Genomic DNA, 20714 nt, shown 5'->3' on the forward strand with positions numbered 1-20714 from the left:
GCGGTGCTCTTTCGCTACATCTTCAAGCGCATCCTGATCATGATCCCGACGCTGCTGGTCACCAGCGCGCTGATCTTCACCGTGATCAACCTGCCCGAAGGCGATTATTTCGAGACCCTCGCCGCCGAGATGCAGGCGCAGGGCGAGAAGGCCGATATGAGCCGCATCGAGTTCCTGAAGAAGGAGTACGGCTTCGACAGGCCCCCGGTGGAGCGCTATGCCTGGTGGGTCGCGGGCCTGCTCCACGGCGATATGGGCTATTCCTTCGAATACCAGCGCCCGGTGCGGGAGATCGTCGGCGACCGGCTCCTGCTGACGATGATCGTCTCCTTCGCCACGATCCTGTTCACCTGGATCGTGGCCTTCCCGATCGGGATCTATTCCGCGACGCATCAATATAGCTGGGGCGATTACGGCCTGACCTTCCTCGGCCTGATCGGGCTTGCCGTGCCGCACTTCCTGCTGGCGCTCGTCTTCATGTACTTCGCCAATCTCTGGTTCGGCCTCTCGATCGGCGGTCTCGTCGATCCGCAATATCTCAACCAGCCGATGAGCTGGGCGAAGCTCAGATCGGTGCTGGAGCATCTCTGGATCCCGGTCATCATCATCGGTGCCGGCGGCACCGCGGGCATGATCCGGGCGCTGCGCGCCAACCTGCTCGACGAATTGCAGAAGCAGTACTACACCACCGCCCGCGCCAAGGGCCTGCCGCCGGGCAAGGCGCTGCGCAAATACCCGTTGCGCATGTCGCTCAATTTCTTCATCTCCGATATCGGCGACATCCTGCCCTCGATCGTCTCGGGCGCGGAGGTCGTGGCGATCGTGCTGTCGCTGCAGACGACGGGCCCGCTGTTGATCCGCGCCCTGCAGAGCCAGGACATGTATCTCGCCGGCTCCTTCCTGATGTTCCTCTCCTTCCTCACCGTGATTGGCGTGCTGATCTCGGACATCGCGCTGGCCATCCTCGATCCGCGCATTCGCTTGCAGGGGGCTGCAACGAAGTGACCGCGAACTCGCTCAAGGATCTGCCGCCCGAGGGCGCGCCGCTGCCGCATGCGGTCTCGACGGCCCCGTTCGAGCCCTATGCCACCGAGGAGATGACCGCCGAGCAGGAGCGGGTCTATCTCGCCTCGCAATGGCAGTTGATGTGGTGGAAGTTCCGCAAGCACAGGCTCGCGGTGATCTCGGCCGTCCTCATCTTCGTGATCTATGCGATGGCGGCCTTCGCCGAGTTCCTTGCGCCCTATCACTACAGCACGCGCAACACGGATTTCATCCGCGCGCCCGGCCAGCAGGTCCGCCTCTTCCACGAGGGCGCGTTCGTCGGCCCCTTCGTCTATCCCTTCAAGCTCCATCTCAACATGGAGAACCTGAAGCGCGAATATGCCGAGGATCGCGAACGGCCGGAGAAGCTGCGCTTCTTCTGCCGCGGCGACAGCTACAGCTTCTGGGGGCTCGTGCCGGGCAATCTGCACCTCGTCTGCCCGCCGGAGGGCGGCACCTTCTTCTGGCTCGGCTCGGACCGGCTCGGCCGCGACATGCTCTCCCGCATCCTCTATGGCGGACGCATCTCGCTCTCGATCGGCCTGATCGGCGTCAGCATCTCCTTCGTGCTCGGCGTCATCATCGGCGGCATCGCCGGCTACTATGGCGGCCGGGTCGACCTCGTTGTCCAGCGCATCATCGAGATCGTGCAGTCGCTGCCGCATATCCCGCTCTGGCTGGCGCTGGCCTCGATCATGCCGCCGTCCTGGAGCCCGGTGGTGGTCTATTTCGGCATCACCGTGATCCTCGGCCTGATGGACTGGACGGGGCTCGCCCGCTCGGTGCGCTCCAAGCTGCTCTCTCTGCGCGAGGAGGATTATGTCGTTGCCGCCCAGCTCATGGGCGCGCGGCCGCGGCGCATCATCGCGCTGCATCTGGTGCCGGGCTTCATGAGCCATCTCATCGCCTCGGCGACGATCACCATCCCCCGCACCATCCTCGGCGAAACGGCGCTCTCCTTCCTCGGCCTGGGCTTGCGGCCCCCGATCACGAGCTGGGGCGTGATGCTGAACGAGGCCCAGAACATCAATGTGGTGGCGCTCTATCCCTGGCTGCTCTATCCGGTCATCCCGGTGATCGTGATCATCCTTGCCTTCAACTTCCTCGGCGACGGCCTGCGCGACGCGGCCGATCCTTATCGCTGAGACATCGCCACGCCGCCTGCGAACCGACTTTGCGCATCGCTTTCCACACTCCGCTCAACCTGTACGACGATGACGGCGTCTCCGGCGACCGCCGCATGGCGCGCCAGCTCGTCGCGGCCCTGCGCTCGCTCGGCCATGTCGTCGAGCCGGTGAAGGCGGGACGGGGCTATCTGGCCGGTTCAGACGCGACCGCCCTCGCCCGGCTCGAAGCCGACGCCGCCGGATTGCGCGAGCGCCTGCTCACCTCCTGGCGGGACGGGGCGGCCGAGCCCCCCGATCTCTGGTTCACCTACCACAACTACTATCGCGCCCCGGACCTGCTCGGCCCGGAGATCGCGGCCGCGCTCGGCATCCCCTATGTCACGGCCGAAGCAAGCGACGCCGCGCAGCGCGCCCAAGGCGAATGGGCACGCCACACGGCGCTCGTGCGCCATGGGCTCGAGGCCGCCGACACGCATTTCTTCTTCACCGACCGCGACCGGCAAGGGCTCGAGCCCTGGCGCCAGGAAGGGACCGCGCTCCTGCCGCTGCCGCCCTTCGTCGCCTTCGACCGCGAGCCGCCCCGGCACATCGCCCGCAGCGGCGCGCCGCGCCTCGTGACCATCGCGATGATGCGCGAGGGCACCAAGCTGAACAGCTATCTCGCGCTGGCCCGCATTCTCGAACGCATCCGCGACGAGGACTGGAGCCTCAGCGTCATCGGCGACGGGCGCAAGCGCGGCGAGATCGAACGGGCTTTCGCCGGCTTGCCCGCCGGGCGCATCGCCTGGCTCGGCTTGCTGGACCGCGAACGGGCGCTGGCCGAGCTCGCGGCTCATGACGTCTTCGTCTGGCCGGGCATGCGCGAGGCTTACGGGCTGGTCTATCTCGAAGCGCAGGCGACAGGACTGCCGGTCGTCGCCTTCGACAGCGGCGGCGTCTCGACCACCGTCGAGGCCGAGAAAACCGCCCTGCTGGTGCCGGAAGGCGACGAGGCCGCCTTCGCCGCCACGCTCTCGGCCCTGTTGCGCGACGGCGCCAGGCGCGCTGCCATGGGGGCGCAGGCGCGTCGCTTCGTGCTGACCGAGCGCACCACGGAGCGGGCCGCCGAAAGGCTGGCGGCGGGCCTCGCCATCGCCTGCCGCAACCGCAGCCTGAAGCGCCGCGCCGCGACCGGAAGGGAGGCTCCATGAGCGCCGCCCTCTGGTCTCCCCTCATCGAGGAACTTGACCACTGGCACGCCGCCGGCCGGCAACTCCGGCTCTGGCTGCGCGATGACGACGCCGTCGGTCCCAGCGCCGCGCTCGACCGGCTCGCAACCTGTGCCGAGCGCTTCCATGTGCCGGTCCTGCTCGCCGTCATCCCCATGCTGGCGGAAACCGCCCTTGCCGGGAGCCTGCGCGACAGCCCGGCGCTCCTGCCCTGCCAGCACGGCTGCTGGCATCGCAACCATGCCCCCGCCGGGGCGAAGAAATCCGAATTCGGGCCGGATCGCGCGCCAGAGGCTGTCGATACCGAGATCGTGAAAGCCTCGTTGCGCCTGCGCGACGTGCTGGGCGAGGCCATCCTGCCGGTCTTCGTGCCACCCTGGAACCGCATCGATCCGGGCCATGCTGCCCGCCTGCCGGAGCTCGGCTTCACGGCGCTGTCCTGCTTCCGCGATCATCGCAACGGCCCCGATGGCGGGCCTCAACTCCTCAACACCCATATCGACGTGATGGACTGGCATGGCGGGCGCATCGGCCGGAATCCCGCCGGATTGATCGCCGAAATCGTGGATCTGCTGATGGAATGGCGCGGGCGGCCGCAAGGGCCCGACACGCTCGGCCTCCTCCTGCACCATCGCGATCACGACGAAACCGCCTGGGCTTTTCTCAGCGACCTGCTTGCGCTGGCGGACAGCCACTCTGCCGTCGCGCTCGCCGATCCGCGCAGCCTGATAGGCCGGGGCGGCACGGCATGAAAAAAGCGGCATCTCCCTCGGTCAGGCAGGCTTGGATCGCCCTCGGCGCCACGCTATAGGTGGGTACAACCATGCTGCAGCATGGCTGTCTGGTGTGCTCGGCCCCGCCAGGAAGTCGTCTGACCCGTTGTGGAGGCCGGCGTTCCCATGTCGTCCAATGTCATTGATCTGGTGGGCCCCGAACGGAGCCCGCGCAGTTCCCACGCCCCGCGTGTGCTGATCTACAGCCACGACACCTTCGGGCTGGGCCATATCCGGCGTTGCCGCGCCATCGCCAACGCGCTGGTCGCGAGCTTTCCGCACATCTCGGTCATCATCGTCTCGGGTTCCTCGGTGATCTCGAGCTTCCAGTTCGGCGACGGCGTCGACTATGTCCGCATCCCCGGCGTCGAGAAGCAGAGCGACGGCCATTACGGCCCGCATCACCTCAATCTCGAGCTCGACGACACGATCCGCCTGCGCACCGACATCATCAAGCAGACGGTGCTCTCCTTCGATCCGGACGTCGTGATCGTCGACAAGGAGCCCGTCGGCCTGCGCGGCGAGCTCAAGCCCGCGCTCGACATCCTGCGCCGGCGCGGCGCCCGTATCGTGCTCGGCCTGCGCGACGTGCTCGACGAGCCAGGCAAGCTGCTCGAGGAATGGCGCCACAGCGGTGCGCTGGAAGCGCTCGACACCATCTATGACGACGTCTTCGTCTATGGGCTGGAGAGCGTCTACGAGCCGCTCGCCGGCCTGCCGGATCAACAGCGCTTCTCGGCCAAGACCCGCTATCTCGGCTATCTCAAGCGCGCGGTGCCCTCGCCCATGCCGCCCAACCGCTATCCGCGCATCACCAAGCAGCCCTTCATCCTCGTCACGCCCGGCGGCGGCGGCGACGGTGCCGGTGTCATCGACTGGGTGATCTCGGCCTATGAGGCGGACCCGACGATCGCGCTGCCGGCGCTGATCGTCTTCGGTCCGTTCATGTCCCGCGAGAAGCGCAAGGATTTCGCCGAGCGCATCGCGCGCAATCCCAAGCTCGAAGGGCTCGGCTTCGAGCCGCGCCTCGAACTGCTGATGAACCGCGCCCACTGCGTCGTCGCCATGGGCGGCTACAACACCTTTTGCGAGATCCTGTCCTTCGACAAGCCGGCGCTCGTCGTGCCGCGAGTCCGGCCGCGGCTGGAACAGGCGATCCGCGCCCATCGCGCCGAGGAGCTGGGGCTGATCGACGTCCTGGCCGACCCCGCCCAGGACGGCGACGGTGTACGCGACCCCATGGTCATGGCGGCAGCGCTCCACGCCCTGCCGAAGCGGCTGCCGCCGTCACAGGCCTTCGTGCCCGATCTGCTCGACGGCCTGCCCGCGATCTGTCGCGCGCTCGCCGAGAACCTCTCCTCGCCGGTGCGGACGCGTGCCCTGGCGCCGAGCGTGGCCTTGAGCTGAGCTGCGACATCTTGCAACCACCGCGGCAGCCATCTCGATGCTGGCAAAGTGCCGGTCGGCGGATTAAGCCTCAGTCATGACGCTCTCGAATTCGCTCGTCCCCATCGCCGTCGGTGCCGTTGCGGTGGTGCTGCTGCTCGGCCTGATCAACATGATGCGCGGCGGCAGCGCCAACACCTCGCAGAAGCTGATGCAACTGCGCGTCCAGCTTCAGTTCCTTGCCATCGTCATCGTCGTCTTCGTGCTCTGGTGGCGCAGCGGGCCGTGATTGGCCACGATGTTGCAAACATTTGAATCAATTTGACTTTCCGAATCGAAGGCGCTGTGGATCGAGGCCTTCAGGAAGGGCTTTGCCACAATCCGAACACGAGTGTGTGCGCTTCACTAACGCCAGTTTCCCTTCTCCGCCGGTGATCATGGTTCGCGTCGCGTTGCTTCTTGTTGCCGGTTGCCTGCTCAGCTCGCCGGGCTGGGCACAATCGAGATCACTGTCGCCGGCCGTGTCGAGCTACGCGCCCGCCGCGGAACCGCCCGCTCCCGCCTGGGAGGCGCGCATCGGCGGAGGCCTCGCGAATCCGGGCGGCCGCGAGGGCGGATTGGCCAATATCGCCGGCGAGGTCCTGTCGCCGCGCCTCGTCCCGCTCAGCGACCGCATCGCCGCCGCCTTCATCCCGCGCTTCAACATCGGCTCCAGCGTGAACCTCAACGGCACCCGCTACGCCTATGCCGGCGCGGCCTGGACCTTTGACATCAGCAAGGACATCTTCGTCGAAGCGAGCCTCGCGGCGGCGGTCCATGACGGCAAGACCGGAGCGATCATCCCGGAAAATCGCCTGAGCCTCGGCTGCAACGCCGGCACGCGCGAGGCGGCGGCGCTCGGCTTCCGCCTGTCCGATCGCTGGAACCTCGTCACGACGCTCGAGCATTTCAGCACGGCGGGCTGCTCAAGCCAGCCCGGCACGGCGTCGCCGCGCGGCCCGGCCAATATCGGCGCCAAGCTCGGCTACACCTTCTGACATCAGGATGAGGACGGGGCGGCGAAGAGCCTGCTTCCGTCGAACCCGCGCCGCGCTATAAGCGGTGCATGGTCAAGCTCAACCGCATCTACACCCGCACCGGCGACGACGGCACCACCGGCCTGACATCCGGCCCGCGCCGCCCGAAATTCGACCTGCGGGTCGCGGCCTACGGCACCGTCGACGAGACCAATGCTTGCATCGGCCTGGCGCGGCTTCATGCCGCAGCCGAGGATGCCGAGGTCGACGCGATGCTCGGCCGCATCAGCAACGACCTCTTCGATCTCGGCGCGGATCTCTCGACGCCGGAGACCGACAAGCCCCTCACCTTCGAGCCGCTGCGCATCGTGCAGTCCCAGGTCGACCGGCTCGAAAACGAGATCGACCAGCTTAACGGGACGTTGGCGCCGCTGCGTTCCTTCGTGCTGCCGGGCGGCACGCCTGCGGCAACGCATCTGCATCTCGCCCGCACCGTCAGCCGCCGGGCCGAACGCCTGATGGCGGAGCTCGCCGCCATCGAGGGCGAGGCGGTCTCGGGCCCGGCCCTTAAATACATCAACCGGCTCTCGGATTTCCTGTTCGTTGCATCCCGCTTCCTCAATGCGAAGGCCGGTGGCGACGTTCTCTGGATTCCCGGACAGAACCGCTAGAGCCGGCCATGTTCGTCCCGATCTATGATGGCGTGCCGCTGCGCTTCACCCGCTCAGCCTTCATCACCTACGGGCTGGTCGCGGCCTGCACGGTGATCCAGATCGCGCTCCGGTACTGGCCGCATCAGGAGAGCGACATCGCCATGATGGCCGGCTTCGGGATGATCCCCTCGGTGCTGTTCGGCACGGCCGTACTGCCGGAAGGGCTGGTTCACGCGCCGGCCTGGCTGACCCCCTTCAGCAACATCCTGCTCCATGCCAGCTTCGCACATCTCATCGGCAACATGCTGTTCCTCTGGGTCTTCGGCGACAATGTCGAGGACGCGATGGGCCATGCCCGCTTCCTCGCCTTCTTCTTCCTCTGCGGGCTCGGCGGCTCGCTCGCGCACGCGCTGGTCTATCCGGATTCGGAGCAGCCGCTGGTCGGCGCATCCGGCGCGATCTCGGGCGTCATCGCCGCCTATCTGATGCTTTATCCGCGCGTTCGGATCTGGGGTCTCGCCTTCAAATGGATCCCGGTCCACGTCCCGGCCGTCTATACGCTCGGTGGCTGGATCGTCTTCCAAGCCGCCTCGGCCTGGTTCGATCCGCAAGGCAATATCGGCTGGTGGGCCCATCTCGGCGGGCTCGCCACCGGAGCGGCGCTGACGCCCCTGTTCATCCGCCGCGGCGTCACCCTGTTCGGGCGTCGGGCCGCGCAGCCATGACACTGCCCGTCCCGGCTTCGATTCCGCCCGGATTGCGCCGGCTGACGGCGTTGACAAGCGCAAATGCCCATCGCTACGGTCCGACCGCATTCCAGCCGAAGGCCGCGATGCCGCCATCCCGCTCTCTCCGGCGGCGCGGCGCAAGGCGCATTTCTTCTGAACGGTGATCTGACGATGAAGATCTTGGTGCCCGTGAAGCGGGTTGTTGATTACAACGTGAAGATCCGCGTGAAGGCGGATGGGTCTGGCGTCGAGCTTGCGAACGTCAAGATGTCGATGAACCCGTTCGACGAGATCGCCGTCGAAGAGGCGCTGCGCCTGAAGGAAGCCGGCAAGGCGACCGAGGTGATCGTGGTTTCGATCGGCCCGGCTCAAGCCGCCGAGACGATCCGCACGGGCCTGGCCATGGGCGCCGACCGCGGCATCCTCGTGAAGGTCGATGGGCTGGTCGAGCCGCTGGCGGTGGCCAAGCTCCTGAAGAAAGTGGTCGAGCAGGAGGCCCCCGGCCTCGTCATCCTCGGCAAGCAGGCGATCGACGATGACGCCAACCAGACCGGCCAGATGCTCGCCGCGCTGCTCGGCTGGCCGCAGGGCACCTTCGCCTCGAAGGTCGTGGTCGGCGACGGCTCGGTCGACGTCACCCGCGAGGTCGATGGCGGCCTGCAGACGGTCCAGCTCAAGCTGCCGGCGATCGTCACCACGGATCTGCGCCTGAACGAGCCGCGTTACGCCTCGCTGCCCAACATCATGAAGGCGAAGAAGAAGCCGCTCGACGAGACCTCGGCCGAGACGCTTGGCGTCGATGTTTCGCCGCGCCTGAAGGTGCTGAAGACCGAGGAGCCGGCCGGCCGCTCCGCCGGCATCAAGGTGGCCAATGCCGCCGAACTCGTCTCCAAACTCAAGACCGCCGGGGTGATCTGATGACCACGCTGCTGATCGCCGAACACGACAACGTTTCCGTCAAGGACGCCACCGCCAAGGCGCTGACCGCCGCCGCCCAGCTCGGCGCACCCGTCCATATCCTCGTCGCCGGTGAGGGCGCCAAGGCCGCGGCCGATGCGGCTGCGAAGCTCGCGGGCGTCGAGAAGGTGCTGCTCGCCGACGACGCGGCCTACGGCCGCGCGCTGGCCGAGCCGCTGGCCGCGCTGATCGTCAAGCTGGCAGGCGCCTACGACGCCATCGTCGCCCCCTCCACCACCACCGGCAAGAACGTGCTGCCGCGCGTCGCCGCCCTGCTCGACGTGATGCAGGTCTCGGACGTCACCAAGGTCGTCTCGCCCGACACCTTCGAGCGCCCGGTCTATGCCGGCAACGCCATCCAGACAGTACAATCCGCCGACGCGAAGAAGCTGCTCACGATCCGCACCGCCTCCTTCCAGGCGGCCGGAGAAGGCGGCTCGGCTGCCGTCGAGAGCGTCTCGGCCGCCGAGAACCCCGGCAACTCGTCCTTCAAGGGCGAGGAGGTCGCCAAGTCCGACCGTCCGGAGCTGGCCTCGGCCAAGATCATCATCTCGGGCGGGCGGGCGCTGGCTTCGGCCGAGAATTTCACCAAGGTGATCGAGCCCGTCGCCGACAAGCTCGGCGCCGCGATGGGCGCCTCGCGCGCCGCGGTCGATGCCGGCTACGCCCCCAACGACTGGCAGGTCGGCCAGACCGGCAAGGTGGTCGCGCCCGAGCTCTACATCGCGGTCGGCATTTCCGGCGCGATCCAGCATCTCGCCGGCATGAAGGATAGCAAGGTCATCGTCGCCATCAACAAGGACGAGGAGGCGCCGATCTTCCAGATCGCCGATTACGGCCTCGTCGGCGACCTCTTCACCGTCCTGCCGGAGCTCGACGCCGAACTCGGCAAGGCCGGCAAGTAAGACTTGGACTGAACGTGCCGGGCCGCCCCCATGGGCGGCCCGTTCGCTCCCGCGGGGAGCGGGAAAGATATCGGGATCGGATCATGTCGGACCAGGCGATCAGGAAGATCGGCATCATCGGGGCGGGCCAGATGGGCAACGGCATCGCCCATGTGGCGGCGGTGGCCGGGTTCGACGTGAAGCTGCACGACCTCGCCGAGGAGCGCATCAATGCGGCGCTGGCGACGATCGACGGCAACATGGCGCGTCAGGTGATGAAAGGCGCGCTTGCCGAGGACGAGCGCCGCGCGGCCATCGGCCGGATCGAGGCGGCCCCGGGGCTGGAGAATCTCGGCGAGTGCGACCTCGTCATCGAGGCCGCGACCGAGAACGAGGAGGTCAAGCGCAAGATCTTCACCGCCGTCTGTCCGCATTTGCGGCCGAAGGCGATCCTGGCCTCCAACACCTCCTCGATCTCGATCACCCGGCTCGCGGCCGCGACCGACCGGCCCGAGCACTTCATCGGCATTCATTTCATGAACCCGGTGCCGCTGATGCAGCTCGTCGAGCTGATTCGCGGCATCGCCACCGATGACGGCACTTTCGAGCTCGCCAAGGACTTCGTCGGCAAGCTGCACAAGACGGCTTCGGTGTCGGAGGATTTCCCGGCCTTCATCGTCAACCGCATCCTGCTGCCGATGATCAACGAAGCCGTCTACACGCTCTATGAGGGCGTCGGCTCGGTCGAGGCGATCGACGTCGCCATGCGGCTCGGCGCCAACCATCCGATGGGGCCGCTCCAGCTCGCCGACTTTATCGGCCTCGACACCTGTCTGTCGGTGATGCAGGTGCTGCATGACGGTCTCGCCGACTCGAAATATCGCCCCTGCCCGCTGTTGGTGAAATATGTCGAGGCCGGCTGGCTCGGCCGCAAGACCAAGCGCGGATTCTACGATTATCGCGGCGAGAAACCCGTCCCGACCCGCTGAGCGAGCCTTGCGGCACCTCCTGCGCCGCGAAGATGGCGGGTTTCCCTGCCCGCCATGGCGAGGGGAAATGCCTCTCGGTCACGCGCAGGCATGTCGCACCCGCAACAAGTTCCTTCACATTCCTGTCGTCTCGCGCTTACATTGATCGTCAGGCGGGATTCGTCCCGCTGACGAAGCGGAGGTGCGACGGGTTTGACGGCGCATGTGATGCATCCGATGGCGTCGCCGGACGGCTGTCCGGCTCTCGTCCTCAATGCCGATTTTCGGCCACTGAGCTACTATCCGCTATCTCTCTGGAGCTGGCAGGACGCGATCAAGGCGGTCTTCATGGACCGCGTCAACATCGTCTCGGAATACGATACGGTGGTCCGCAGTCCGAGCTTCGACATGCGGCTGCCCTCGGTCGTCTCGCTGAAGAGCTACATCAAGCCATCGCGGACACCGGCCTTCACCCGCTTCAACGTCTTCCTGCGTGACCGCTTCGCCTGCCAATATTGCGGCACGCGCGACGAGCTGACCTTCGACCATGTCGTGCCGCGCTCGAAGGGCGGGCTCACCACCTGGGAGAACGTCGTCGCGGCCTGCTCGCCCTGCAACCTGCGCAAGGGCGACAAGATGCCGGCCTATGTCGAGATGTTCCCGGCCCAGAAGCCCTATGCGCCGACGGTCAACGACCTCCATCGCAACGGCAAGCTCTTCCCGCCGAACTACCTGCATGAGAGCTGGCTCGACTATCTCTACTGGGATTCCGAGCTGGAGCCGTAAGCCGCATCCTTCATCGCGCCCCTCCATCATCGCCCGGCTGCTGCAGGAACTGCCTCAGCAAATCCATCGGCAAGGGGAACACCACCGTCGAGGTGCGCTCGCCGGCGATGTCGTGCAGGGCTTCGAAATAGCGCAGTTGCATGGCTTGCGGCTCGGCCGCCAGCATGCGTCCCGCCTCGACCAGCTTTGCCGCCGCCTGCTGCTCGCCATCGGCGTTGATCACCTTGGCCCGCCGCAGCCGCTCCGCCTCGGCCTGCTTGGCGATGGCGCGGACCATGCTCTCGTTGAGATCGACATGCTTGATCTCGACATTGGAGACCTTGATGCCCCAGGCATCGGTGCGCTGGTCGAGAATCTCCTGGATGTCGCTGTTGAGCCTGTCGCGCTCAGCCAGCATCTCGTCGAGCTCATGCTTGCCGAGCACCGAGCGCAAAGTCGTCTGCGCCAGCTGGTTGGTGGCCGTCATGAAATCCTCGACCTGGATGATCGCGCGCTCGGCATCGACAATGCGGAAATAGAGCACTGCATTGACCTTCACCGAGACGTTGTCGCGCGAGATGACATCCTGCGGCGGCACGTCCTGCACCACGACGCGCAGGTCCACGCGCACCATCTGCTGGACGAACGGGACGAGGATGATGAGGCCCGGCCCCTTGACCCCGGTGAAGCGGCCGAGCGTGAAGACCACGCCGCGCTCATATTCCCTCAGGATGCGGATCGCAGCCGACAGGAACAGCGCTGCCAGCAGCGCTATGATCAGATAGGCCACATAACTGACGATCATCGCTTTGCTCCGTCATTTGCCGCATCGCGCCGCCGCACTGTCAGCACGAGGCCGCTGACGGCGGTCACCTCCGCGCTGCCCCCCGGTGCGATGGGCTCGTCGGCCTTCGCCCGCCAGCGTTCGCCGAGCGCCAGCACATGGCCCTCGCCGCCGTTCCAGTCGAGGACGTCCACGGCAAGGCCGCGCATGGCCTCGCCGCCGATGCGCGGCGGATTGCGACGCGCCGTCCAGAAATAGGTTCCGGCAAGCAGGGCGAGTGCCAGGCTGAGCGCAGCGGCGGGGCCGATGACGGCCCAGGACACGCCGAAGCCCGGCCCTTCGGTCTGAAGCAGCATGGTGGAGCCGAGCAGGAAGGCGGCTGCGCCGCCGAGCCCCAGCACGACCGTCGGATTGAAGGTCTCGATGATGAGGAAGGCAACGCCGAGCAGCATCAGGGCCAGCCCGGTATAGTTGATCGGCAGCTGATCGAGCGCGTAGAGGCCGAGCACGAGGCAGATGGCTCCGACGACACCGGGCGCCACCGCGCCGGGGCTGACGAATTCGAAGACGAGGCCATAGAAGCCGACCAGCATGAGGATGACGGCGGTGTTCGGGTTGGTGATGACGGCGAGAAGCCGGATGAACCAGCCGGGCTCCAGCGTCTCGACGGCCAGGCCCTTCGTGGCCAGAACCTCCTTCTTGCCGGCCACCTCGACGGTGCGGCCATCGGCCAGTTGCAGGAGTTCGGCCGTGTCGCGGGCGACGAAGTCGATGACACGCTGATCGAGCGCTGCGCTGGCCGAGAGGCTCGCCCCCTCGCGCACGGCCTTTTCGCCCCAGTCGCCATTGCGCCCGCGCAACTCGGCAAGCGAGCGGATCAGCGCGACCGCGTCATTGGTGACCTTGGTCGTCATGGCATCGACGGGCGCCCGCGCGCCGGTGTCCTTCCCGATGCCGCCCGGGCCGTTATCCTTCTCGCCGCCGGGAAGCGAGGGCAGCCCGCCGATCTGCACCGGGGTGGCGGCCCCGAGATTGGTGCCGGGTGCCATCGCCGCGACATGGGTGGCGTAGAGGATGTAGGTGCCGGCGCTCGCCGCATGGCCCCCCGCCGGAGCGACATAGCCGATGACGGGAACGGGAGAGGCCAGGATGTCGGCGATCATCTCGCGCATCGAGGTGACCAGCCCGCCCGGCGTGTTCAACTGCAGGATGAGGACCGCGACCTTCCGCTCGGCAGCGACGTTCAGCGCCCGCTTGAGCTGGCGGGAGCTTGCCGGACCGATGGCGCCGTCGATCGCGACACTCAAAGCGACCCTGCCCGCCACCGTTTGCGCGGGAGAGAAGGAGGAGAGGATCGCCGCGGCCGCGACGGCCGCCGCGAAAAGGGCCACCCGCGCGAGTCTCACGCTCAGAACTCCGTGGAATCCATATGGGGTGGATTCCTGCGAAATCCATGAGGCCGGCAACGGCGGCGGAACGGCCAATGCCTCGCTGGCGTCGGTCTGCGCGGGCTCAGTTGACGAGCTTCTCCGTCCGCTTGTCGAAGACCCGCAGGCTGTTCGCCTCGGCCCCGAAGGCGACCGCATCGCCGGGCTTGAACGAGACCGTCGAGGGCGCGCGGGCAACCAGCTGGCCGGCCGGCAAGTCGAGCAGGACGAAGGTTTCGGAGCCGTGCGGCTCGGCCACCCGGACCCTGCCTTCGATCCGAATGGGGAGGTCGCCGCGCCCGCCGGTAAGCAGATGCAGCTCCTGCGGCCTGACGCCGAGAACGATGGGCTGGCCGGCCTCGACACCGCGCGGCAAGCCGCCGAGGCCGGAAAGATCGACGGCAGCGGCATTGGCCTCCAGCTCCACATGGCCGTCGGCGACAATCCCGTCGATCATGTTCATCTCCGGCGTGCCGATGAAGCGCGCGGTGAAGATGTCCGCCGGCCGGTTGTAGAGATCCATCGGCGCGCCGACCTGCAGGATGCGGCCGTCGCGCATCACGACGATCCGGTCGGCAAGCGACATCGCCTCGACCTGATCATGGGTGACGAAGACGATGGTGCTGCCGAGCCGCTGGTGGAGCTGCTTGATCTCCAGCCGCATCTGGCCGCGCAGCTGGGCGTCGAGGTTCGAGAGCGGCTCGTCGAAGAGGAAGGCGACGGGATCGCGCACCATCGCCCGGCCGATCGCCACGCGCTGCCGCTGCCCGCCGGAGAGCGCGGCGGGGCGCCGTTCGAGATAGGGCTCCAGGCTCAGGGTCTTCGCCGTCTCGCGGATCCGGGCCTGCTTCTCGGCCTTGGAGAGCTTGGAGGTGTAGAGCCCGAAGCCGATATTCTGCGCCACGGTCAGATGCGGGTAGATCGCGTAGTTCTGGAAGACCATCGCGATGTTGCGGTGCTTGGGCTCGCGGTCATTGACCACCTGCCCGCCGATGCGCAGCGTCCCGCCCGAAATCGCCTCCAGCCCGGCGATCATGCGCAGCGTCGTCGACTTGCCGCAGCCCGAGGGGCCGACGAGCACGACGAACTCGCCGTCATCGATCGTCAGGTCGATGCCGTGGACCGTGGTGATGCTGCCATAGCGCTTGACGATCTGCTCCAGCTCGATGCGTGCCATCATCCACCCTTTGCGATCTCGTGAACGCGGCGTTCGAGCTCGGCGGCCGCGGCGCTTTGCCGTTGGGCGATGTCCGTCGCGTGCCGGTCGAATCCATCGAGCGCCTCGCGATAGCCGGCAAAGGCGGCATCGAGCGCTGCCGGCGCCGGGCCGCCGAAGCGGTCGCGAACCGCGACGAAATGCTCCGGCGAGACCATCCGGGCGAATTCGGCCGCATCCGCCGCCGGCTTGCGCCCGACATGGTGCTCGAAAGCCGTGGTGAAGGCCGGATAGCCGTCGGTCGGCAAATCGCCGGCCATGGCCACGACGGCCCGGGCGACATCGGCGGCAATCTCGTGGCCGAGCCGGAAGGACAGCCCCTCGCTGCGCACCAGCCAGTCGGCAAGCTCGGTGATCGTGGCGCAGGAGCGGCTGAGATTGACCGCGACCCGGTCCGGGTCGATCTGCCCGGCGCGGATCGTCGCGGTCAGCAGGTCGAGGACGCGAAGCCCGACATCGATCGCCTGATAACCCATCTCATGGGTCTCGGACTCGCTGTCGGTCATGTCGGTGAAGGGGGTGTTGTGCATCACGTCGACCACGGCACGGGCACGCCCAACCGCCTGGCCCGAGAGATGGCGCAGATGCTCGAACGGCACCGGATTGCGCTTCTGCGGCATGATCGAGGAGATCTGCACGAAGGCGTTCGGCAGATAGAGCTGCCCGACCTCGAAGCTCGACCAGAACTGGAAATCCTGGACCGGCCGGCCAAGATGCAGGAACAGCAGCGAGACCGCGCTGTAGATCGAGGTCAGGTAGTCGGTCGCGGCGATGCAGGAATAGGAGTTCTGCAGTGGCGCGGCAAAGCCGAGAAGGTCGGCCACGCGCTGCCGGTCGATCGGAAAGCCCGAAGTGGTGATCGCGGCCGCGCCGAGCGGGCAGAGATCGACGATGCCGCGCGCGGCCTCGATCCGCTCGATGTCGCGGATCAGGATCTCGATGATCGCTGCGAGATAATGCCCATAGGTCGTCGGCTGGGCCGGCTGGCCATGGGTATAGGCGACGATCAGCACGTCGCGGTCGCGCGTGGCGGTCTCGATCAGCGCCGCCAGCAATTGTCGGCAGGCCGCGAGCAGCCGGTCGATGCGCGGCAGCAGGTCGAGCTTGAGGAAGGTGTGGTCGATGTCGTTGCGCGAGCGCGCCGTGTGCAGCCGCCCGCCGATATCGGTCCCGGCGCGCGCCTTCAACTCGCGCTCCATGTAGAAGAAGTAATCCTCGACATCCCCGCCATAGGCGAGCGCGGCGGGGTCGATCTCGCGCTCCATCGCCAGCAGCGCGCGGGCGATCGCCGCGCCCTGGCCGGCGTCGAGAATGCCGGTTTCGACCAGCATGACGAGATGGGCGCGGTCGATCCGGCGCAGCGCCCCGGCATGGTGGTGGCGCGCGCCGTCGAAGAGCGGCCTCAGCACGGTCTCGCGATAGACCGGATCGGGAAAGCGCGATCGGTCGTTGGTCTGTAAGGAACCCATAGCCTAGCCTTTGACCCCGGCGAGCATGACGCCGCGTACGATGTAGCGTTGGAAGAACAGGAAGATCGCCAGCGTCGGGATGGTGGCGAGCGCCGCCCCCGTCATGATCAACTCCCACTGGATCGACTGCTCGACGGCGAAACTCGAAAGGCCGACCGGCAGCGTGTAGAGCGACGGGTCAGTGGTGACGATCAGCGGCCAGAAGAAGGCTGTCCAATTGCCGAGGAAGGTGAAGATCGCCAGTGCCGAGAGCGCGGGCGTGACCAGCGGCAGCGCCACCTTCCACCAGATCGCGAATTCGTTGAGGCCATCGACGCGGGCCGCCTCGAGGAAATCGTTCGGCACCGTCTCGAAGAATTGCCGCATCAGGAAGACGCCGAAGGCGGTGACCAGCCCCGGGAACATGATGCCCCAATAGGTGTCGATCCAGCCGAGCTTGCTCGCCATCAGATACCAGGGAATGACCAGCATCTCGGTCGGGATCATCAGCGTCGACAGGATCGCCAGGAAAACCAGGCGGCGGCCGGGAAAGTCGAATTTCGCCAGCGTGTAGGCGACGAGGCTGTCGAAGAACAGACAGGACAGCGTGACGATCGTCGCGATCAGCGTCGAGTTCAGGAACCAGCGGACGAAGCGCCCGTCGGACAGGACCTTGACGTAGTTGGCGAGCGTCGGCTGCTCGGGGATCAGCCGCAGATCGTAGACATGGCCGGCCGTCTTGAGCGATGTCGAGAACATGAAGAGCAGCGGCGTCATCATGACGATGCCGCCGAGGAAGAGGATCGTCCAGGCGACGATCCGGCCGGGGCGGATGGTGCTGCCATAGGCGTAGGAGGGCTTTGCGCTCTCGCTCATCTCAGCGGCTCCTCAGGATCCAGAGCTGCGCCATCGAAATCGAGAACAGGATCACGAACAGCACGACGGTCTGGGCCGCGGCATAGCCCATCTGGTAGGAGGAAAAGGCCGTCTGGTAGATCATCAGCACCAGCGGCTTGGTCGAGTTGAGCGGCCCGCCGGGGTCGTTGCTGGTCATGTTGTAGACCTGGTCGAAGATCCGCAGGAAGCCGATCGACGAGAACACGACCAGGAAGACGGTGGTCGGCTTCAGGAGCGGGATGGTGATGCGGGTCAGGATCGCCCCCTCCCCCAGCCCGTCGATGCGCGCCGCCTCGTAATAGCTCGTCGGAATGGCGCGCAGACCCGCCATGAAGATGATGATCTGGAAGCCGAGATGCGCCCAGATCGCGGTCAGCATGATCGCCGGCAGCGCCTGGTCGATCGAGCGCAGGAAGGGCTGGGCCGGGATGCCGACGGAGCCGAGAATGCTGTTGATCACGCCGATCGGCGGCGGCTGGTAGAACCAGCGCCAGACCCAGGCCATCGCCGCCGCCGTCGTGAGATAGGGCAGGAAGTAGAGCGCCCGGATCAGCCCGTGCAGGAAGGTCACCCGGTCGAGATAATAGGCGATGGCGAAGGAGAGCAGGATCGCGATCGGCGTGCCGAAGACGAGATAGGCGAAGGTGTTGCGGAAAACCTGCCAGAACACCGGATCGGCGAAGAGCTTGCGATAATTGTCGAGGCCGACGAAGCGCGCCTCGTTCAGCAAATCCCAGTCGGTCGTCGACAGGTAGAAGCCTTCCAGCGTCGGGTAGAAGCGGACGATGGCGAAGAACAGCACCGGCAGGGCGAGGAAGGTCCAGGCCCAGACGATCTGCTTCGTCGAAATCGACAGCCGCGCCCAGACCCCGCTGGCGCCGGCGCTCCGGGGCGATAATGTCACGGACATGCGCGGGCCTCTTATTTGGCCTTGAACTTGTCGAGGATGGCCTGCTCACGCGTGGCCGCCGCATTCAGCGCGTCCTTGATCGGCGTGTCCTTCAGCAGCACGGCGTTGATCATGTCGATCGAGACCTGGCGCTGGGCCGCCTCGTCGACCATCGGCGGCGTCGCCGCATAGTCGAGCCCGCGGATGAAGGGGCCGTAGATCGGGTCCTTGATATTGGCCTCCGTCAGCGCGACGACGCGCCGGGCCGGCAATTCGCCGACCTTCTCCAGCCAGATGTTCATCGCCTTCTCGGAGGAGATGAAGGCCATGAACTTCTCGGCCGCCGCGAGCTTCTCGCCCGCCGCCGAAGCGCCGATGGCATTGGCGAAATAGCTGCCGAAATTGGCCTTCTTGCCGTCGTGGGTCGGCAGCTCGACCACGCCCCATTTGAAGCTCTGGATCGTCTTGTAGGAGGCGACGCGGAAGGTGCCGTCCACCACCATGCCGGCGAGGCCCGCACGGAAGGCCGCCTGGCCCTCGTCCATGAAGCTCTCCTGGCCGACACGGTGCACCTTCTGCAGGCCGGTGTAGAAGGCGAGCGCCTTTTCTCCGGCCTCGGTGTTGTAGGCGACCTTGCTGCCATCGGCGGAATAGGATTCGCCGCCATACTGGCGCACCAGGATCTCGCGCCACCAGTTATGGTCCTGCCGGGCGATGTCGAGCGCGATGCCGACCTGCTGGAAATTCCCGGCCGCGTCGCGCTTGGCGATCGCCTTGGCGGCCGCGACGAACTCGTCCAGCGTCCGCGGCGGCTTTTCCGGGTCGAGGCCGGCCTTCTGGAACAGGTCCTTGTTGTAGAACAAGGCCATGGAGCGCACGGCCGTCGGCAAGCCGTAATACTGGTCGCCGCGCTTCATCGCCGAGACGATCGGGAAGAAATCGCGCTCGATCTCGGCATTCTTGAAGGCCGTCTGCGGCAGCGGCTGGACCAGCTTGCCGGCGATGAAGGTGTCGAGCCAGCCATAGAAGAGCTGCATCACCTCCGGGCCGCGCCCGGCCGCCTTGGCCGCGATCAGGCGCGTCTGGTAGTCGGCATAGGGGAAGGTGACCTGCTTGACGGTGATGCCGGGGTTCTCGGCCTCGAACTGCTTGATCAGCTCAGTCATCGCCTGGACGCGGGTGTCGAAGACGTATTGCCAGTACTGGATCTCGACGGCCTGCGCGCGGCCGGAGCCGGCGGCGAAGACGCCGAGCGCCAGCGCAGAGGCCAGAAACGATCGGCGGGCGACCTTCATGAAATTCATCTGGGGCATCCTCCCGGGAGCATCACTGTTTGCCAGTGTATTATGCAAGCGCTTGCATGCTACGGAGATGCGTGGATTTGTCAACCGGCCCTGATATGGGCTATTTCTGGCAAGTACCCGGCAAGCGACTGACACCTTGCCGCATGATGAAAGCAAGCGCTTGCACAAGAATGCCGCCGATCTGAAGACGCTCGCCCTGCAGCTCGGTCTGTCGCAATCCACCGTGAGCCGCGCCTTGCGGGCCCATCCCGGCATTCCCGAGACGACCCGCCTGCGCGTCGTCTCGGCGGCCGAGGCGGCCGGCTATCGGCCGAATGCGCGTGCCCGCAGCCTCGCGCTCGGCCGGGCCGAGACGATCGGGCTGTCCTTTCCGCTCGAGCGCCTGCAACTGCCCGAGACCAATTTCGTCGATGTGCTGGCGGGCATCTCGACCGCCATCACCAGCCGCAACTACAATTTGCTGCTGTCTCCTTTCCAGGGCGACGAGGCCGCCGTCCTGCGCCGGCTCGCCTCGTCGAAGGCGGTCGACGGCATCATCATCACGCGCCCCCTTGTCGACGATCCCCGCATCGCCCTGCTGAACGAGCTTCGCCTGCCCTTCGTCGTGCATGGGCGCAGCGAGGTGGAGGAGCCCTATTCCTTCGTCGACACGGACAATGACAACGCCTTCGAGCGCCTGACGACCCTGCTCCTCGATTACGGGCATCGGCACATCGTCGCGATCAACGGCCTCGCGCAGTTCCGCTATGTCGCGGCGCGCGCGGCGAGCTTCCGGCGTGCCTTCGCCGCGCGCGGGCTGACCCCGCCGCCGGATGCGATCGAGTTCGTCTCGATGACCGAAGCGACGGGCTACGAGACCGCGATGCGTCGGCTTTCCGATGCGAAACGGCCGACCGCCTTCCTGTGCGGTTCGGTTTTCCAGGCGCGCGGCGTCTATCGCGCCCTGGGCGAGCACGGGCTGAAGGTCGGCATCGACGTATCGGTGGTGTGCCACGACGACGGCGTCAGAGGCTTCAGCGCGGCCGACTTCGTGCCGTCGCTGACGGCGACAGCGACCTCGATCCGCAGCGCAGGCGAGGAGCTTGCGCTCATCCTGATCGACCTGATCGAGGGGAAGGTCCCCGGACCCATCCGCAAGATCATGCCCTTCGAGCTCGTCCTGCGCGATTCCGTCGCATTGGCGAGACCAGAGCCGTAGAGGCCGACATCGCCCGGCGCTCGCGACGGCCGGGCACCGAGG

Annotated in this window: 21 protein-coding genes; 14 read left to right on the top strand and 7 right to left on the bottom strand. The window is 66.6% G+C overall.

From position 1 onward, the window contains the following. Nucleotides 1-39: 39 nt before the first annotated feature. The 13 genes from GGC47_RS10665 to GGC47_RS10725 all read left to right on the top strand — a co-directional run bounded on the left by GGC47_RS10665 (nt 40) and on the right by GGC47_RS10725 (nt 11530). Complete coding sequence (locus GGC47_RS10665) at nt 40-1005, top strand: ABC transporter permease (RefSeq protein WP_038364407.1); 966 nt, start codon at nt 40-42, stop codon at nt 1003-1005. Further along, nucleotides 1002-2189 carry an ABC transporter permease gene (locus tag GGC47_RS10670; RefSeq protein ID WP_370954576.1) on the top strand — a complete coding sequence of 396 codons (1188 nt, stop codon included), beginning with the start codon at nt 1002-1004 and terminating at the stop codon, nt 2187-2189. Before GGC47_RS10665 ends, GGC47_RS10670 begins: the two co-directional genes overlap by 4 nt. Nucleotides 2190-2218: 29 nt before the next feature. Beyond that, nucleotides 2219-3361 carry a glycosyltransferase family 4 protein gene (locus GGC47_RS10675; protein ID WP_142022062.1) on the top strand — a complete coding sequence of 381 codons (1143 nt, stop codon included), beginning with the start codon at nt 2219-2221 and terminating at the stop codon, nt 3359-3361. Next, complete coding sequence (locus GGC47_RS10680) at nt 3358-4131, top strand: polysaccharide deacetylase family protein (protein WP_185747955.1); 774 nt, start codon at nt 3358-3360, stop codon at nt 4129-4131. Before GGC47_RS10675 ends, GGC47_RS10680 begins: the two co-directional genes overlap by 4 nt. Before the next feature lie 147 nt (nt 4132-4278). Beyond that, the gene (locus GGC47_RS10685; RefSeq protein ID WP_051988119.1) at nt 4279-5559 is read left to right on the top strand and encodes a glycosyltransferase family protein; all 1281 of its coding nucleotides are present in this window, start codon (nt 4279-4281) and stop codon (nt 5557-5559) included. A gap of 76 nt (nt 5560-5635) precedes the next feature. Next, nucleotides 5636-5827 carry a twin transmembrane helix small protein gene (locus tag GGC47_RS10690; protein ID WP_038363727.1) on the top strand — a complete coding sequence of 64 codons (192 nt, stop codon included), beginning with the start codon at nt 5636-5638 and terminating at the stop codon, nt 5825-5827. A gap of 232 nt (nt 5828-6059) precedes the next feature. Then, nucleotides 6060-6575, top strand: a complete 516-nt coding sequence (locus GGC47_RS10695; RefSeq protein ID WP_185747956.1) for an acyloxyacyl hydrolase — start codon at nt 6060-6062, stop codon at nt 6573-6575. A 68-nt stretch (nt 6576-6643) separates the two neighbouring features. Next, on the top strand, nt 6644-7225 hold the full coding sequence (locus GGC47_RS10700; protein ID WP_142022063.1) for a cob(I)yrinic acid a,c-diamide adenosyltransferase: 582 nt from the start codon (nt 6644-6646) through the stop codon (nt 7223-7225). Between the two features lie 8 nt (nt 7226-7233). Further along, on the top strand, nt 7234-7932 hold the full coding sequence (locus GGC47_RS10705) for a rhomboid family intramembrane serine protease (protein ID WP_038363723.1): 699 nt from the start codon (nt 7234-7236) through the stop codon (nt 7930-7932). A 174-nt stretch (nt 7933-8106) separates the two neighbouring features. Continuing rightward, nucleotides 8107-8853 (top strand): electron transfer flavoprotein subunit beta/FixA family protein, encoded by a 747-nt coding sequence (locus GGC47_RS10710; protein WP_133564806.1) that lies wholly within the window; start codon nt 8107-8109, stop codon nt 8851-8853. Beyond that, nucleotides 8853-9797, top strand: coding sequence for an electron transfer flavoprotein subunit alpha/FixB family protein (locus GGC47_RS10715; protein ID WP_142022064.1), 945 nt, complete (start codon nt 8853-8855; stop codon nt 9795-9797). Before GGC47_RS10710 ends, GGC47_RS10715 begins: the two co-directional genes overlap by 1 nt. An 83-nt stretch (nt 9798-9880) precedes the next feature. Continuing rightward, complete coding sequence (locus GGC47_RS10720) at nt 9881-10765, top strand: 3-hydroxybutyryl-CoA dehydrogenase (RefSeq protein ID WP_038363715.1); 885 nt, start codon at nt 9881-9883, stop codon at nt 10763-10765. 207 nt (nt 10766-10972) lie between these two features. Next, nucleotides 10973-11530 carry an HNH endonuclease gene (locus GGC47_RS10725; RefSeq protein WP_038364399.1) on the top strand — a complete coding sequence of 186 codons (558 nt, stop codon included), beginning with the start codon at nt 10973-10975 and terminating at the stop codon, nt 11528-11530. Nucleotides 11531-11540: 10 nt separating this feature from the next. Here the strand turns inward: GGC47_RS10725 and GGC47_RS10730 are convergent, their stop codons facing one another. The 7 genes from GGC47_RS10730 to GGC47_RS10760 all read right to left on the bottom strand — a co-directional run bounded on the left by GGC47_RS10730 (nt 11541) and on the right by GGC47_RS10760 (nt 19465). Further along, nucleotides 11541-12314 carry a slipin family protein gene (locus GGC47_RS10730; RefSeq protein WP_142022065.1) on the bottom strand — a complete coding sequence of 258 codons (774 nt, stop codon included), beginning with the start codon at nt 12312-12314 and terminating at the stop codon, nt 11541-11543. Further along, nucleotides 12311-13699: an NfeD family protein gene (locus GGC47_RS10735; protein ID WP_142022066.1), complete on the bottom strand. Its 1389-nt coding sequence runs from the start codon at nt 13697-13699 to the stop codon at nt 12311-12313. The genes GGC47_RS10730 and GGC47_RS10735 overlap by 4 nt, the downstream gene beginning before the upstream one ends. 106 nt (nt 13700-13805) lie before the next feature. Next, entirely contained in the window at nt 13806-14897 is a 1092-nt protein-coding gene (locus tag GGC47_RS10740; protein WP_429068115.1) for an ABC transporter ATP-binding protein, read from the bottom strand. Further along, nucleotides 14897-16405 carry an argininosuccinate lyase gene (locus GGC47_RS10745; RefSeq protein WP_142022067.1) on the bottom strand — a complete coding sequence of 503 codons (1509 nt, stop codon included), beginning with the start codon at nt 16403-16405 and terminating at the stop codon, nt 14897-14899. The genes GGC47_RS10740 and GGC47_RS10745 overlap by 1 nt, the downstream gene beginning before the upstream one ends. A gap of 3 nt (nt 16406-16408) precedes the next feature. Further along, a complete protein-coding gene (locus GGC47_RS10750; RefSeq protein WP_038363673.1) occupies nt 16409-17260 on the bottom strand; it encodes a carbohydrate ABC transporter permease in 852 nt (283 codons plus the stop codon). A gap of 1 nt (nt 17261) precedes the next feature. Further along, nucleotides 17262-18191, bottom strand: a complete 930-nt coding sequence (locus tag GGC47_RS10755; protein ID WP_142022068.1) for a carbohydrate ABC transporter permease — start codon at nt 18189-18191, stop codon at nt 17262-17264. Between the two features lie 11 nt (nt 18192-18202). Beyond that, nucleotides 18203-19465, bottom strand: a complete 1263-nt coding sequence (locus tag GGC47_RS10760) for an extracellular solute-binding protein (protein WP_142022182.1) — start codon at nt 19463-19465, stop codon at nt 18203-18205. Between the two features lie 169 nt (nt 19466-19634). Between GGC47_RS10760 and GGC47_RS10765 the strand changes: the two genes are divergently transcribed. Beyond that, nucleotides 19635-20672, top strand: a complete 1038-nt coding sequence (locus GGC47_RS10765; RefSeq protein ID WP_051988111.1) for a substrate-binding domain-containing protein — start codon at nt 19635-19637, stop codon at nt 20670-20672. The last annotated feature ends 42 nt before the right edge of the window (nt 20673-20714 follow it).

The sequence above is a fragment of the Allobosea sp. OAE752 genome (genome assembly GCF_050433265.1).
GTDB lineage: Bacteria > Pseudomonadota > Alphaproteobacteria > Rhizobiales > Beijerinckiaceae > Allobosea > Allobosea spartocytisi.